This is a genomic window from Sphingomonas sp. FW306-1B-B10E, assembly GCF_058782005.1.
On sequence record NZ_JBYSXG010000076.1, the window covers coordinates 1 to 14,002 of the forward strand.

The 14,002-nt window shown below is 67.3% G+C and carries 16 protein-coding genes; 8 read left to right on the forward strand and 8 right to left on the reverse strand.

Features of this window, described 5'->3' with window-relative positions; translation table 11 throughout:
* Window positions 1-171: 171 nt before the first annotated feature.
* The gene (locus AC3WJI_RS20080; protein ID WP_492759074.1) at window positions 172-1,467 is read left to right on the forward strand and encodes an MFS transporter; all 1,296 of its coding nucleotides are present in this window, start codon (window positions 172-174) and stop codon (window positions 1,465-1,467) included.
* 99 nt (window positions 1,468-1,566) lie between these two features.
* Window positions 1,567-1,719, forward strand: coding sequence for a hypothetical protein (locus AC3WJI_RS20085; protein ID WP_492759075.1), 153 nt, complete (start codon window positions 1,567-1,569; stop codon window positions 1,717-1,719).
* Window positions 1,720-1,722: 3 nt separating this feature from the next.
* Here AC3WJI_RS20085 and AC3WJI_RS20090 read toward each other — a convergent pair whose 3' ends face one another.
* Window positions 1,723-2,040, reverse strand: coding sequence for an antibiotic biosynthesis monooxygenase family protein (locus AC3WJI_RS20090; protein WP_492759076.1), 318 nt, complete (start codon window positions 2,038-2,040; stop codon window positions 1,723-1,725).
* A 205-nt stretch (window positions 2,041-2,245) separates the two neighbouring features.
* Between AC3WJI_RS20090 and AC3WJI_RS20095 the strand changes: the two genes are divergently transcribed.
* The 5 genes from AC3WJI_RS20095 (at window position 2,246) to AC3WJI_RS20115 (ending at window position 7,051) form a co-directional block, all read left to right on the forward strand.
* Complete coding sequence (locus AC3WJI_RS20095) at window positions 2,246-2,542, forward strand: hypothetical protein (protein ID WP_492759077.1); 297 nt, start codon at window positions 2,246-2,248, stop codon at window positions 2,540-2,542.
* A gap of 15 nt (window positions 2,543-2,557) precedes the next feature.
* Window positions 2,558-4,534, forward strand: coding sequence for a DNA topoisomerase IV subunit B (gene parE, locus AC3WJI_RS20100; protein WP_492759078.1), 1,977 nt, complete (start codon window positions 2,558-2,560; stop codon window positions 4,532-4,534).
* Window positions 4,535-4,614: 80 nt separating this feature from the next.
* Window positions 4,615-5,142, forward strand: coding sequence for an RNA polymerase sigma factor (locus tag AC3WJI_RS20105; protein WP_492759079.1), 528 nt, complete (start codon window positions 4,615-4,617; stop codon window positions 5,140-5,142).
* Window positions 5,139-5,705: a hypothetical protein gene (locus AC3WJI_RS20110; RefSeq protein WP_492759080.1), complete on the forward strand. Its 567-nt coding sequence runs from the start codon at window positions 5,139-5,141 to the stop codon at window positions 5,703-5,705. Before AC3WJI_RS20105 ends, AC3WJI_RS20110 begins: the two co-directional genes overlap by 4 nt.
* Window positions 5,706-5,884: 179 nt before the next feature.
* Complete coding sequence (locus AC3WJI_RS20115; protein WP_492759081.1) at window positions 5,885-7,051, forward strand: serine hydrolase; 1,167 nt, start codon at window positions 5,885-5,887, stop codon at window positions 7,049-7,051.
* A 6-nt stretch (window positions 7,052-7,057) separates the two neighbouring features.
* Here AC3WJI_RS20115 and AC3WJI_RS20120 read toward each other — a convergent pair whose 3' ends face one another.
* From AC3WJI_RS20120 to AC3WJI_RS20140, 5 genes are all read right to left on the reverse strand, one after another.
* Entirely contained in the window at window positions 7,058-7,312 is a 255-nt protein-coding gene (locus tag AC3WJI_RS20120; protein ID WP_492759082.1) for a hypothetical protein, read from the reverse strand.
* Complete coding sequence (locus AC3WJI_RS20125) at window positions 7,299-7,835, reverse strand: GNAT family N-acetyltransferase (RefSeq protein ID WP_492759083.1); 537 nt, start codon at window positions 7,833-7,835, stop codon at window positions 7,299-7,301. The genes AC3WJI_RS20120 and AC3WJI_RS20125 overlap by 14 nt, the downstream gene beginning before the upstream one ends.
* Window positions 7,832-8,623 (reverse strand): LysR family transcriptional regulator, encoded by a 792-nt coding sequence (locus AC3WJI_RS20130; RefSeq protein ID WP_492759084.1) that lies wholly within the window; start codon window positions 8,621-8,623, stop codon window positions 7,832-7,834. The genes AC3WJI_RS20125 and AC3WJI_RS20130 overlap by 4 nt, the downstream gene beginning before the upstream one ends.
* Window positions 8,624-8,759: 136 nt before the next feature.
* Complete coding sequence (apaG, locus tag AC3WJI_RS20135) at window positions 8,760-9,158, reverse strand: Co2+/Mg2+ efflux protein ApaG (protein WP_492759088.1); 399 nt, start codon at window positions 9,156-9,158, stop codon at window positions 8,760-8,762.
* 11 nt (window positions 9,159-9,169) lie between these two features.
* Window positions 9,170-10,375 (reverse strand): trans-sulfuration enzyme family protein, encoded by a 1,206-nt coding sequence (locus AC3WJI_RS20140; protein ID WP_492759085.1) that lies wholly within the window; start codon window positions 10,373-10,375, stop codon window positions 9,170-9,172.
* Window positions 10,376-10,462: 87 nt separating this feature from the next.
* Here AC3WJI_RS20140 and AC3WJI_RS20145 point away from each other — a divergent pair, with 87 nt between their 5' ends.
* A complete protein-coding gene (locus AC3WJI_RS20145; RefSeq protein WP_492759086.1) occupies window positions 10,463-11,728 on the forward strand; it encodes a phospholipid carrier-dependent glycosyltransferase in 1,266 nt (421 codons plus the stop codon).
* Window positions 11,729-11,817: 89 nt separating this feature from the next.
* On the opposite strand, the gene AC3WJI_RS20150 is transcribed toward AC3WJI_RS20145, so the two are convergent.
* Both AC3WJI_RS20150 and leuB read right to left on the reverse strand, forming a co-directional pair.
* Window positions 11,818-12,918, reverse strand: a complete 1,101-nt coding sequence (locus AC3WJI_RS20150) for a glycosyltransferase (RefSeq protein ID WP_492759089.1) — start codon at window positions 12,916-12,918, stop codon at window positions 11,818-11,820.
* The gene (leuB, locus tag AC3WJI_RS20155) at window positions 12,918-13,970 is read right to left on the reverse strand and encodes a 3-isopropylmalate dehydrogenase (protein ID WP_492759087.1); all 1,053 of its coding nucleotides are present in this window, start codon (window positions 13,968-13,970) and stop codon (window positions 12,918-12,920) included. The genes AC3WJI_RS20150 and leuB overlap by 1 nt, the downstream gene beginning before the upstream one ends.
* Window positions 13,971-14,002 lie beyond the last annotated feature (32 nt).

Genomic DNA, 14,002 nt, shown 5'->3' on the forward strand with positions numbered 1-14,002 from the left:
CCCCCAACCCCTCCCCTGAAGGGGAGGGCTAAGTCACTTGACCCCTCGTCGACCTTCCCTGGCGAGGCCTGAACCTGGCTGGCCTCCAACAAACCCGCTCCAAGCAATCCTGCCGCCCGCGCAATTTATCTTCATTCGGCACGCGCCACGCATTTCGCTACTCCCCACGCCATGAGTCGCGCGCGCTACCATCCCGCCCTGCTGGTCGTGGCGGTCACCTTCCTCGCCTTGCTGTTCTCGGCGGGGCTGCGCTCGGCGCCCGGGGTGATGATGCTGCCGCTCGAACAGCATTTCGGCTGGGACCGCGCGACGATCTCCTTCTCCGCCGCGCTCGGCCTGCTGCTCTACGGGCTGGTCGGCCCGTTCGCCGCGGCGCTGATGATGAGCCTGGGAATCAAGCGGACCATGCTCGCCGGGCTCGCCCTGATGGCGGCGGCGACCTTCGCCAGCCGGTGGATGACCGCGCCGTGGCACTATGTGCTGAGCTGGGGCGTGCTCTCGGGGATCGGCTCGGGCGCGGTTGCCTCGGTGCTCGGCGCCGCGGTGGTCAACCGCTGGTTCGCGACGCGGCAGGGCCTGGTGATGGGGCTGCTCAGCGCGAGCACCGCCACCGGCGCGCTCGTCTTCCTGCCCTTCCTCGCCTGGCTGTCGCAGGGCGGCGCGTGGAAGCCGGTCGCGCTTGCGGTCAGCCTCGGCTGCACGGCGCTGATCCCGGTGGTCGCACTGTTCGTCCCCGAGCGTCCCGAGGCGCGCAACGTCCGTCGCTTCGGCGAAGCGGCGGACACCCCGCCGCCCCCGCCGCTCAAGCAGGCGGCGACGCCCTGGCTGGCGATCGAGGCACTGGCCCGCGCCGCGCGCACGCCGGTCTTCTGGCTGCTCGCCGGCACCTTCTTCGTCTGCGGGCTGACGACCAATGGCCTGGTCGGCACGCACATGATCGCGTTCTGCGGCGATCACGGCATCGCCGCGGTGTCGGCCGCGGGCCTGCTCTCGCTGATGGGCTTTTTCGACCTGATCGGCACCACCGCCTCGGGCTGGCTCACCGACCGCTACGATCCGCGCCGGCTGCTCGCGGTCTATTACGGGCTGCGCGGGCTCTCGCTGCTCGCGCTGCCGTTCCTCGATTTCGGACCGGTGAGCCTGACCATCTTCGCAATCTTCTACGGCCTCGACTGGATCGCCACCGTGCCTCCGACGGTCAAGCTCGCCAACCAGTCGTTCGGCGAGCGCGACGCGCCGATCATCTTCGGCTGGGTGCTCGTCGCGCACCAGATCGGCGCAGCGGTCGCCGCCTTCGGCGCGGGCGTGATCCGCACCCAGGCCGGCAGCTACACCCCCGCCTTCGTCCTAGCCGGCGGCTTCGCGGTGCTCGCCTCCTTGGCGTTCGTGATCGGCTTCGGCCGCCGCGAATCGATCTGCCTGGAGCCACGCCTGCCATTCACGGACTCGCCACGCCTCAAGGCTTAGATTGAGATCATGAGCGACCCTGCGGAACGCACCTACGAGCTTCCGAAGCGGCTCCACGCGGGGTTCGCGGATTTTCGCCGCGACCTCGCCTCCGTGAAAATGCGCCTCGGCTCGCTTGAACAGAATCAAGCGACGATGGCGAGCGATCTCGCATCGATCCATGGCGACATCGCCCGCATCAACATAGAGCTCGATCATATCCGCAGCGATGTCGGCCTGATCAAGCGCCGCCTGGACCTCGCCGAAGCCTGATCCTCATCGCTCGAGGCTGAACGCGACTTCGTAGAGCCCGGGATGCGCCTCGCCATAGCGCTTGTTCCCGTCGATCATCCCTTTGTCGCGCAGACGCTCGAACACGCGCCGCGCGGCATCGCGATCGGCGCTCTGCGCGTAATTGACCACGCGCGTGCCATCGAGGCTGCGGTGCAGGCTCGCCGAGATCCAGCCCTCGACGTCGCGCGCGGTTCGCGCCGCTTCGGCGAGATAGTCGATCAGCGGCTGCTGCTCGCCTGGCGGAACGGTGAAGATATTGATCTGGGTGATGATTCCGGCGTTGGCGGTGATGATCGGCATGTGGGTCGCTCCTTGGACAAGGCGCACCACCGGGACCTGCCGAACCACGAGCCATCGCCACGCACGCGCCAAGCCCCGGCGGAAGGCGCCGGTTGCTTGTCGCGGGTTCGCCCGGGGGCGACACGGAGCCTCTTGCGAGGGAACGGGCTTACCGATGCCGTTCGGGTCCTTTTCGACGCGCGAATGCTAGCCCCCTCGACTCTCCGTGGCAATCGCGCGGCCAATGTTCTTTTTTTGTTCTTGCATAAGGCCCGGCCTCTCCCCATATTCGCGCCAGCAGCCAGGAGCAGGATCCATGTTCGCACAGCAAACCTTTGGGTTGGACAACCAGACCGTTCCGATCAGCGATGCGCGCAGCATCGGCAATATTATCAATGGCTTGCGCGAAGTTGCGGCACTCCGCGAGAAAGTGCGCCAGGATCGCAACTTTCTAAACTTCGCCTCGCCGCCGCATGCGGCGCGCGCGCCCCGTCTTCGCGCCTTGCGCGGCAATTCGGCGTGACCCTATACCTTCATCATGGCTGAAGACCTGTTTGCCGCCCCGGGCGTTCCGTCGGGGACCTATGACGCATCGTCGATCGAAGTCCTTGAGGGCCTGGAGCCGGTCCGGCGCCGCCCAGGCATGTATATCGGCGGCACCGACGAGCGCGCGCTCCATCACCTCGCCGCCGAGGTGCTCGACAATGCGATGGACGAGGCGGTCGCCGGCCACGCCACCCGCATCGAGATCACGCTCGAACAGGGTAACCGGCTGACGATCGTCGACAACGGCCGCGGCATGCCGATCGATCCGCACCCGAAATTCCCCGACAAGTCGGCGCTCGAGGTGATCCTCTCGATGCTCCATTCGGGCGGCAAATTCTCGGGTAAGGCCTATGCGACGTCGGGCGGTCTCCACGGCGTCGGCGTTTCGGTGGTCAATGCGCTGTCGTCGGACACCGTCGTCGAAGTCGCGCGCGACCGGCAGCTCTACCGCCAGAGCTTCAGCAAGGGGATCACGCTCGGCCCGATCGAGCAGGTCGGCGCCGCGCCCAATCGCCGCGGCACCTCGGTGGCGTTCACCCCCGATATCGAGATCTTCGGCGAGATGCTCTTCAAGCCCGCGCGGCTCTACAAGCTCGCCCGCTCCAAGGCCTATCTGTTCGCCGGGGTCGAGATCCGCTGGAAGTGCGATTCGGCGCTGATCAGCGACGACACGCCGCCCGAAGCGGTGTTCCAATTCCCCGGCGGGCTCGGCGATCACCTCAAGGAACAGATCGGCACGCGCGAATGCGCGACCAGTGATTTCTTCACCGGCCAGCAGGAATTTCCCGACGGCCAGGGCCGGGTCGAATGGGCGGTCGCCTGGCCGCTGTGGAGCGAGGGTAGCTATAGCTGGTATTGCAACACCATCCCCACCCCTGACGGCGGCACGCATGAGCAGGGCCTGCGCCAGGCGCTCACCCGCAGCATCCGCGCGTTCGGCGATCTGGTCGGCCAGAAAAAGGCCAAGGACATCACCGCCGACGACGTGATGGTCGGCTCCGAGCTGATGCTCTCGGTGTTCATCCGCGACCCGCAATTCCAGTCGCAGACCAAGGACCGGCTGACCTCGCCCGAGGCCACCGCCTTGGTCGAGCGCGCCGTCCGCGACCATTTCGACCATTTCCTTTCGGACCATATGGACCGCGGCAAGGCGCTGCTCGGCTATGTGCTCGATCGGATGGACGAGCGGCTGCGCCGCAAGCAGGAGCGCGAGGTCAAGCGCAAGACCGCGACCTCGGCGCGCAAGCTCCGCCTTCCCGGCAAGCTCACCGATTGCGCTGCCGACAGTCCCGAGGGCACCGAGCTGTTCATCGTCGAGGGTGATTCGGCCGGCGGCAGCGCCAAGCAGGCGCGTGACCGCAAGACCCAGGCGATCCTGCCCATTCGCGGCAAGATCCTCAACGTCGCCTCGGCGACTTCGGCGAAGATCCTCGCCAATCAGGAGATCGCCGATCTGATCCAGGCGCTCGGCTGCGGCACGCGCAAGGATTGCGATCCCTCGAACCTACGCTACGAGCGCATCGTCATCATGACCGACGCAGACGTCGACGGCGCACACATCGCGACCCTGCTGATGACCTTCTTCTTCCAGGAGATGCCCGACATCGTTCGCCGCGGGCACCTCTACCTCGCCCAGCCGCCGCTCTATCGCCTCACCGTCGGCTCGAAGAGCCTCTATGCCCGCGACGACGCCCATCGCCTCGAGATCGAGGAAGGCGCGTTCAAGGGCAAGAAGGTCGAGGTCAGCCGGTTCAAGGGACTCGGCGAGATGAACCCCAACCAGCTCAAGGAAACCACGATGGACCCGGCGACGCGCGGCATGCTGCGCGTCACCTTGCCGCAGGAATATGAGGAGCGCGCTGGGGTCAAGGACCTGGTCGACCGGCTGATGGGCACCAACCCAGCGCACCGCTTCGCCTTCATCCAGGAAAACGCCGCGCGGCTCGACGAGGAGGTCATCGACGCCTGACCGCGCGGTTTTTTACGGCGGCCTGTAAGAAACCTCGTTCTTCCCCCGACTAAAGCTGCGAATGGGAGGGGAAGCCCAGAATGCACGGCGCGCGATCAAGGCAGGACAGTCTCTATGCCGAGGCCGGTGCCGCGCACGCGCCGGCGATCGCCCGCCTCGCCCGCTCGGTCGAGGCCAATGCCGATCAGGCCCGCGACCTCGAACAGGAGATTCACTTGGCGCTGTGGCGCAGCCTCGCCGGCTTCGACGGCCGCTGCGCGCTGTCGACCTGGGTCTACCGCGTCGCGCACAACGTCGCCGCCGGCCATGCCGCCGGCGGCGCCCGCGGCGCTCGCAGGGCGAAGCTGGTCGCGCTCGACGACGCGGCTTTGCTCGCCGGCGACGACCCCGAGACGGAGGTCGGCCACGCCCGCACGATCGAGCGTCTCTACGCGCTGATCCGCCGGCTCCAGCCGCCCGACCGCGAAGTGATGCTGCTCTATCTCGAAGGGCTCGATGCCAAGACGATCGCCGAAGTCACCGGGCTCGCCGCCAACCATGTCGCGGTTAAGATCCACCGTATCAAGGCGCTGCTCGCGGCGCGTTTCCAGTCCGGAGAAGCGGCATGACCGATCCGATCGCCAGCCTCTGGGTCCAGCAATATCACGACGCCGCGCCGCTCGATACCGCGGCGCTCGCCCGCGCCGATGCCCGCTTCCGCCGCCGCATCGCGATCCGCGACGCGGTGGAATATGTCGCGGGCTTCCTCGGCGCTGCCGCCTTCGCCTATATGGCGGCTCGGATACCCGATTGGGGCATCCGCATCGGCGCCGCCGCGATCATCCTCGGTACGGCGATCATGATGCGCAATCTATGGCGCCGGCGCCCGGCAGCGCCGGCGTTCGGCGCCCCCAGCCTCGCCTTCCACCGCGGCCAGCTCGTCGCCCAGCGTGACGCGCTCGCCAGCGTCTGGCGCTGGTATATCGCTCCGGTGGTGCCGGGCATGGCGCTGTTCATGCTGGCAGTGCTGCACAGCGCCGCCCAGCACATGCCCTTCTGGAAAGCATTGCTGGCAACCAGCCTCGCGACACTGCCGGTCATCGTGATCTTCTGTGGCGTTCACCGCCTCAACCGCGTCGCCGCAGGCCGTTTCCAGGCAATGATCGACGCGCTCGACTGCAGCCAGGCCTGACCGCTACACACGAACCAAAGGGGACTTCCGAATGCGCCTGCTGCTACCTTGCCTGCTCGCCCTCGCGCCCGTCGCCGCGCATGCCCAGGCGCCGGCCGCCACACAGGCCGCGGCGCCGGCGCCCGCCTTCGAAGCACGCGCGAAGGCGCTGGCAGCGGTGCTCGCCGACCCCGCCGGCTATGACGCCTTTCTTCGCGCCCAATTTCAAGGCGGACGTTCCCAAAGACAAGTTCGATCCGCTTCGCGCGCAATTGCTCGACATGGGCGGCCCCGTGGTCGCAACGCGGATCAAGGCGATGGCCACGCCGTTTTCGGGACTGGTCGAAGTCGACTATCGCGACGCCGTCGCGACGCTCCAGCTCGACATCGATGCGGCCGAGCCGCACCAGGTCACCGGCCTGTGGGTCAAGGACGTCAGCCGCCGCGAGAAGAGCCTCGACGACGTCCTCGCCACTCTCCGATCGCTGCACGGCACCGCCGGCTTCGCCCTCGCCAAGCTAGGCACCGGCGCGCCGACTCTTCTCGCCGGCCAGCAGAGCGAGCGCCCCTTCGCGATCGGCTCGGCCTTCAAGCTCGTCATTCTCGCCGAACTCGTCCGCGCCACCAATGCGGGTGAGCGCAAATGGGACGATCTGGTCACGCTCTACGGCTCGGTGCTCCCCGCCGGCGGCTACAACCTAAAGCCCAGGGGCACCCAGGTCAGCCTGCGCGAACTCGCCACCCAGATGATCTCGATCAGCGACAACAGCGCGACCGACATATTGCTCAAGACCTTGGGCCGCGCGAAGGTCGAGGCGATGCTGCCCGTAGTCGGCGCCGCGGATCCCGCGCGGAACCGCCCCTTTCTTTCGACGATGGAGTTTTTCAAGCTCAAGGGAATCGAGGTCAACGACCTTGCCGGCCGCTACCTCGCCGCGGACGAAGCGGGTCGCCGCGAGATCCTCGACGGCGAAGTCGCCAATTTGTCCGCGCTGATGATCCGCCCGACCTTGTTCCGTGACGGCAAACCGGCGCGGATCGAGCAGTTCGAATGGTTCCTGTCCCCTGCCGATCTGATCCGCGTGATGGACTGGCTGCGCCGCAACACCGAGGGCACGCAAGGCGCCGACGCCCGCGCGATCCTGTCGAAGAGCGCCGGTATCAGCGCCGTCGCGGCGAGGAAATGGCAATGGGTAGGCTATAAAGGCGGCTCGGAGCCGGGCGTGGTCAACCTCACCCTGCTGCTCCAGGCCAGGAGCGGCGCCTGGTACGTGCTGACGGGAAGCTGGAACGATCCCGCGCAATTGGTCTCTGAAGCACGCTTCTTCGGGCTGATCAGCCGCGCGGCGGAGCTCGCGGCGCCGTAACGGACCTTACCCCCGCATCCGCAGTCGGTGATACGCCGCCCGCGTCGACACCGCCGCAATCGTCACCAGCAACCCGATCCCCAGCACGCCGACGCCCAGCCATAGCGGTACCGCCGCCAGCCCCTTGCGATGGAGCAGCACCAGCAGCCCCCCGCCCAGCGAGATCGCGATCCCCCAGCGCCGCGCCCGCCGCGCCACCCCGGCCAGCTCGCGGCGGTATGCCGCGGCCTGCACCGGGTCCTTCAGGTCAGGCGGTGCCATGCCAGTCCGCGCGCAGCAGCCCGTACAAGGTTGTGTCGCGCACCCCGATATGCGTCTCCCATTCGCCGCGCAGCACGCCCTCCAGTCGGAAGCCCAGCTTTTCGAGCAGCCTCCGCGAGGCAAGATTGTCGGGATCGGTATCGGCGAACACGCGCCTTTGCCCCTCGGCGAACAGCCGGTCGATCACACGGCTCACGGCCTCCGCCGCGATCCCGCTGCCCCAATGCTCGCGGCGCAGCAGATAGCCGATCTCGCTGACATTGCCCTGCCGCTTCTCACCCGCCGCGACGAAGCCGATCGCACGATCGTCCTGCTTCAGCGTGACGATCCAGCGCCGCCATTCGAGCGCGCGCTGCGCCAAGTCCGCGCGGGTCTGCTCGATCGAAATATGCGGCGGGTTCGACCACCAGCGCATCAACTCGGCATCTGCAAATGCCGGGTGGAGGGCCTCCGCATCTTCGGCGATGCCGGGCCGCAGCCGCAGCCGCGCGCTTTCGAGCACGGGCGTTTCGCGCGACGTCACGTCGCCAGCGCGTCGACCAGGGTCTTGACCTTCTTCTGCCGCCACTGCGGCAGCGGCGCGACGAGCCAATAGCCGAGCCGCGACGACTTGATCTCGCCGATCGCCACCACGCGGCCGGAGGCGAGGTCGGCGCGCGCGATCAGCTCGGGCACTGTCGCGCGCCCCAGCCCCTCGGCAGCCGCGTCCAGCGCGAGCCCGGCATCGGCGACGCGGACCAGCGATCCGGCATCCTCGGCGAGGCAGCCCGTCCAGGCGATCGGCGTGTCGATGCCGCCGCCGGGCCGCTCGACAGTGACCATCCCGTCGCTTTCCAGCGCCTCGCCCTCATGCTCGCCGGGCCCCTCGCCCCAGCGGATCGCGAGGTCGAGATTGGCCTCGGTGAAGTCGATCGACTCGTCGGCCGGCACCAGCATGAAGCGCAATTCGCTATCGCCTCGCGCGATCTCGGCGAGCCTCGGCATCAGCCATTTCGCGCTCAGGTCGCGGGGTGCCGCGATCGTCAGCGACTTGGACGATTGCTGCGCCTGCATCGCGCGCACCGATTCCTCGAACTGCAGGAACCCCGCGCGCAGCGCGACCAGCCCCGCCTCGGCCTCAGGCGTAAGCTCGAGCCCCTTGGTTGTACGGCGGAACAGCACCACGCCGAGCGTATCCTCGAGCGCGCGGATCTGCTGCCCGACCGCGGCGGGGGTCACCGCAAGCTCGTCGGCCGCGCGCGTGAAGCTCAGATGCCGCGCGGCCGCGTCGAGCACGCGCAGGCCGTTGAGGGGGAGATGCGTGCGCTTCATCTCGCCAACCCTTCGGGCAGACGCGACGTCCCATCCCCGTTCGTGCTGAGCTCGTCGAAGCACCGTCCTTCTTCGCCCGCGGAAAAGAAGAACGGCCCTTCGACAAGCTCAGGGCGAACGGTATTCGTATCGATGCTCACCCGGTCACCGCCGGCGCCGTCAGCGCGAATTTCGGGATCGCCACGTCGAACGCCGCGCCGTCCTCGCCGATCATGTGGTAGCTGCCCTGCATGTGCCCGGTCGGTGTCGACAGCGGACAGCCCGAGACATAGTCGAAGCTCGCGCCCGGCTCGATCATCGGCTGCTCGCCGACCACGCCCTCGCCTTCGACCGAATGCCGCGCGCCGCGCCCGTCGGTGATCACCCAGTGCCGGGTCAGCAGTTGCACGGTGAACGGGCCGCCATTCTCGATGCGGATATGATAGGCCCAGAACCAGCGCCCGCGCTGCGGCTCGGATTGTTCGGGCAGATAGGAGACGGAGACGCGCACGATGATGCCGCGGGTCTCGGCCTCTTGCCCGAACAGCGCCTTCATCACCGCGTCGCTCACAGTCCGGCGCGTCCCAGCGCCTGGTCGAGATCTGCGATCAGGTCCTCGGGATCCTCGAGGCCGACATTGAGCCGCAACATCCCATCTGTCACGCCCATCTCGATCCGTTTCTCTTCGGCGACGCCGTAATGCGTCGTCGACGAAGGATGCGTCATCAGCGAGCGCGAGTCGCCGATATTGTTCGAGATGTCGACCAGTTCGAGCGCGTCGAGCAGGGCATGCGCCTGGCCTCGTCCCTCGACCTCGAACGAGAAGATCGGACCGGCATCATCCATCTGCCGCGTGAACAGATTGTGCTGCGGATGGCTGGGCAGCGCCGGGAAGTTGATCTTGGGCACCCGGCCTTCGAGGAAGCGCCCGACCTGCAGCGCATTGGCGCTCTGGCGGCGGATGCGAAGATCGAGCGTCTCGATCCCCTTGAGCACCACCCAGGCGTTGAACGGGCTCAGGGTCGGCCCGGTGTTGCGCGTGAACGGAAGCAGCACGTCGTTGACGAACGCCTCGCTGCCGGTCACCGCGCCGGCGAGCACGCGCCCCTGCCCGTCCATCATCTTGGTCGCCGAATAGGCGACGACGTCGGCGCCGAATTCCATCGGCCGCTGCAACGCCGGGGTGGCGAAGGCATTGTCGACCACGGTGGTGATGCCGTGCTGCTTGGCAATCCCGCACACCGCTTCGAGATCGACCACGTCCATCGTCGGATTGGCGGGAGTCTCGAAGAAGAACACCTTGGTGTTCGGTCGCACCGCGTCTTCGAACTGCTGGGGATCGCGCGCATCGACGATCGTCGTCTCGATCCCGAACTTGGGCAGCAACGTGTCGGTCAACCAGCGGCACGACCCGAACGCCGCGCGCCCGCCGACCAGATGGTCGCCCTGTTCGAGCTGGCAGAGCAGGGCCGCGGTCATCGCCGCCATCCCCGTCGCCATCGTCCGGCACGCCTCGGCGCCTTCGAGCAGGGCGATGCGCTCTTCGAGCATCTGCACCGTCGGGTTCTGCAGCCGCGAATAGGTCATGCCCTGCTGCTCGCCGGCGAAGCGCGCCGCGGCGTCGCCCGCACAGTCATAGGCATAACCCGAGCTGAGGAAGAGCGCCTCGCTGGTCTCGCCGAACTCGGACCGCATCGTGCCGCCGCGGATCGCCTGCGTTGCGGGCTTCCAGTTGCGGGTGATGCTGCGATCTTGGCCGGTACGACGCTTCATGGCGAACGCTTTGCCGGGCGGGGGTGGCCCACGTCAACCTCTTCTCCCTCCCTTCCAGCCCGCCGAGCAACACGCTACCACCCGCGCATGCTCGCTCGCCTGAAGCCTCTCCAGACCCGCCCGTATCTCGTCGCGCTGCTGCTGGGCCTCGCCGCGCAGGCGCTGTTCAGCGTCAACCTCGATCGCCCCAGCCGGATCATGTTCGACGAGGTCCATTACGTCCCGGCAGCCCGCGCGCTGCTGAACCGCGAAGGCCCGCGCAATATCGAGCATCCGCTGGTCGGCAAGGAACTGATCGGCGCCGGGATCCTCCTCTTCGGCGACAATCCGATCGGCTGGCGCGCATTCCCCTCGCTCGCCGGCACCGCCACCGTGCTCGGCATCTTCGCCTTGCTCTGGCTGCTGCTCGGTTCGATGCGCGCCGCGTTGGTCGGCGCGGTGCTGGCGGCGCTCGACCAGAGCCTCTACGTCCAGGCGCGCACCGCGATGCTCGACGTGTTCCTGGGGACATTCCTGGTCTGGGCGATGGTGCTCATGCTCTGGGCGATGCGCGGCACTGCCGCGCAGGTCCGCTTCCGCTGGATCGGTGCGGCAATGCTGTTCGGCCTCGCGGTCGGCACCAAATGGGCCGCGGTCCCCTATGTCGCACTCGCCGGGCTCGCCTTCCTCGCCCTGCGCCTGCGCGATGCGCGCGCCAAACAACCGATCCGCTGGCCCGGGCTCGGCACGATTTCAGGCCTGCTGGTCCTAGGCGCGGTGAGCATTCTCACCTATTTCGCCACCTTCCTTCCCGCCTTCTTCTACGAGCGCGATCCGCTTACCCTTGCCGGGCTCATCCCGCTCCAGCAGGAGATGTATGCGCTCCAGACCCAGGTGCTGGCCACGCACACCTACCAGTCCGACTGGTGGAGCTGGCCGCTGATGATCCGACCGATCTGGTATTTCTACGAATGGGATCAGGGCGCGCAGCGCGGGGTGCTGCTGATCGGCAACCCGGTGATCATGTGGGGCGGGCTTGCCGCAGTGCTCGCCTGCCTATGGGCGGGGCTGCGCGACAAGGCAGTACGGCCCCTCGGCGTGGCGTCGCTGTGGATCGCCAGCGTTGCGATCTATGTCGTGATCCCCAAGTCGATCGGCTTTTATTATTACTACCACCTCTCGGCGCTCTTCCTGTGCGTCGCGCTGGCGGCAGCCTTCCACCATTTCGACCGCGGCCGGGGCAAGGGCCGCGAGGAATGGTTCGTCTTCGCGGCGGCGGCGATGTTCGTTTATTTCTACCCGATCCTCGCCGCCTCGGCGCTAGCGAACGAACAGGGTTTCAGACACTGGATGTGGTTTCCCAGCTGGCAGTGATTCGTGCTCCTGCGAAAGCAGGAGCCTAGAGTCACAGGCGTCCAGCTTGCCGCCCTGGGCTCCTGCTTTCGCAGGAGCACGTCGCCGAACTAGTACCGCCCCCAGGTAAACCGCGACGACAGCGCGAAATTCCACACCGCCGCCACCGCGATCCCCGCCAGCGCCGACAGCCGCCAGTCGCCGTGCTGGACGTTGTGCAGGAACGCCGATACTCCGACATTCGCTGCCGCGCCCACCGCGCAGACCAGGCAGAAGCTCACCCAGCCGCCGATCAGCTCGCGTGCGCCCTTCAGCCGCTGCTCGCGATAGGTCAGGGTGTTGTTGAGGAAGAAGTTGAACGTCATCGCGACGAAAGTGGCGACGATCGTCCCGGTCACGAACGGCCAGTCGAGCCCGCGGAACAGCGCGCCGAGCACCAGGAAATGTACCGCTGCCCCCAGCGCCCCGATGCCTGAGAACATCGCGAAGCGCACCGGCACGACCTTGCCGAACATCCGGTCGTAGAGCGCAATCAGATATTCCATCGCGACGACGTGATCGAGCTTGCTCTCGCCCTCGGTCCGAATGCGGAAGGTGTACGGCACTTCCTTGAATTTGAGCGGGTGCGGCGCCGCGGTCATGATGTCGAGCAGGATCTTGAAGCCGATCCCCGACAGGGTCGGCACCAACTGCCGGACGATCTCGGTGCGGATCATGAAGAATCCGCTCATCGGATCGCTGAGATCGGCCTTGAGCACCTGCCGCGACAATTTGGTCGCGAAGGCCGACTTGGCGACGCGGTCGCGGTCCCATTCGCCCGTCCCGCCCCCCGCAACGAAGCGCGAGCCGACAACGACTTCGAGGCTGTCGTCGCCCTCCAGCGCGTCGAGCATCGCCGGCAGGATCGTTTCGTCATGCTGCAAATCGCCATCGATCACCGCGACGAACGGGGCAGCGGTCGCGCACATCCCCTCAATACACGCCGAGGAAAGCCCGCGCCGCCCGATCCGCTGGATCACTCGCACGCGCTTGTCGACGCGGCCTAGTTCGCGCGCCGCCTGCGCGGTGCCGTCGGGACTGTCGTCGTCGACGAAGATCGCCTCCCAGTTGCGCCCCGCCAATGCCTGGTCGAGCTTCGCGATCAGAACGGGGACGTTGCCCCGCTCGTTGAATGTCGGGATGACGACCGCGAGTTCGAGCAGGTCGGGGATCACACCAGTTCCCGCAACACCGCGTCGCCCATTTCGGTCGTGGTCAGCGCGCCGCCCAGGTCCGCCGTCCGCGCGCCCTTGGCCAGCGCCGCCGCGACCGCCTTCTCGACCTTCTGCGCCGAGGCCTCGTCGCTCAGGCTGTGCCGCAGCAGCATCGCCGCCGACAATATCGCCGCGCACGGATTGGCCTTGCCCTGCCCGGCGATGTCGGGCGCGCTGCCGTGGATCGGCTCGTACATGCCATTGTCGCCGCTCCACGCGCGCAGCGACGCCGAGGGCAGCATCCCGATCGAGCCCGCGCACATGCTCGCCTGGTCGGACAGGATGTCGCCGAACAAATTGCCGGTGACGATCACGTCGAAGGCGTTGGGCTGGCGGACGAGCTGCATCGCGGCGTTATCGACATACATGTGTGTCAATTCGATTTCAGGATATTCCGTGCTCATTTCATTGACCACGTCGCGCCACAGCTGCGACGTCTCGAGCACATTGGCCTTGTCGACCGAGCAGAGCATCTTCTTGCGGCGCTTGGCCATCTCGAAGCCGACCCGGGCGATGCGCTCGACCTCGGCCTCGTTGTAGCTCATCACGTCGAAACCCTGGCGCAGCCCCTCGACATTGTGGCGCCGGCCCTTCTCGCCGAAATAGACGTCGCCGACGAGCTCGCGGACGATGACGATGTCGAGCTCGGCTACCGCCTCGGGCTTGAGCGAAGTCGCCGATTCGAGCCCCGGGAACAAGGTCGCCGGGCGGATATTGGCGAACAGCCCGAGCTCGCGGCGGATGCCGAGCAATGCCGCCTCGGGGCGCAGATGGCGTTCGAGCGCTTCGAAGCGCGGATCGCCGATCGCGCCGAACAGCACCGCATTGGCGCGCTTGGCGAGCTCCAGCGTGTCGGGCGGCAGCGGCCGCCCCGCCGCAAGATAGCCCGCGCCGCCCACCGGCGCTTCCTCGAACTGGAGCCCTAGAGCGAGCGCCTCGAGCACCCGGCGCGCCTGGGTAGTGACTTCGGGCCCGATCCCGTCGCCGGGCAGAACAGCAATCAGCGGCATCTATCTTCCTTCTTCACGCCCCTCCCTCCCTC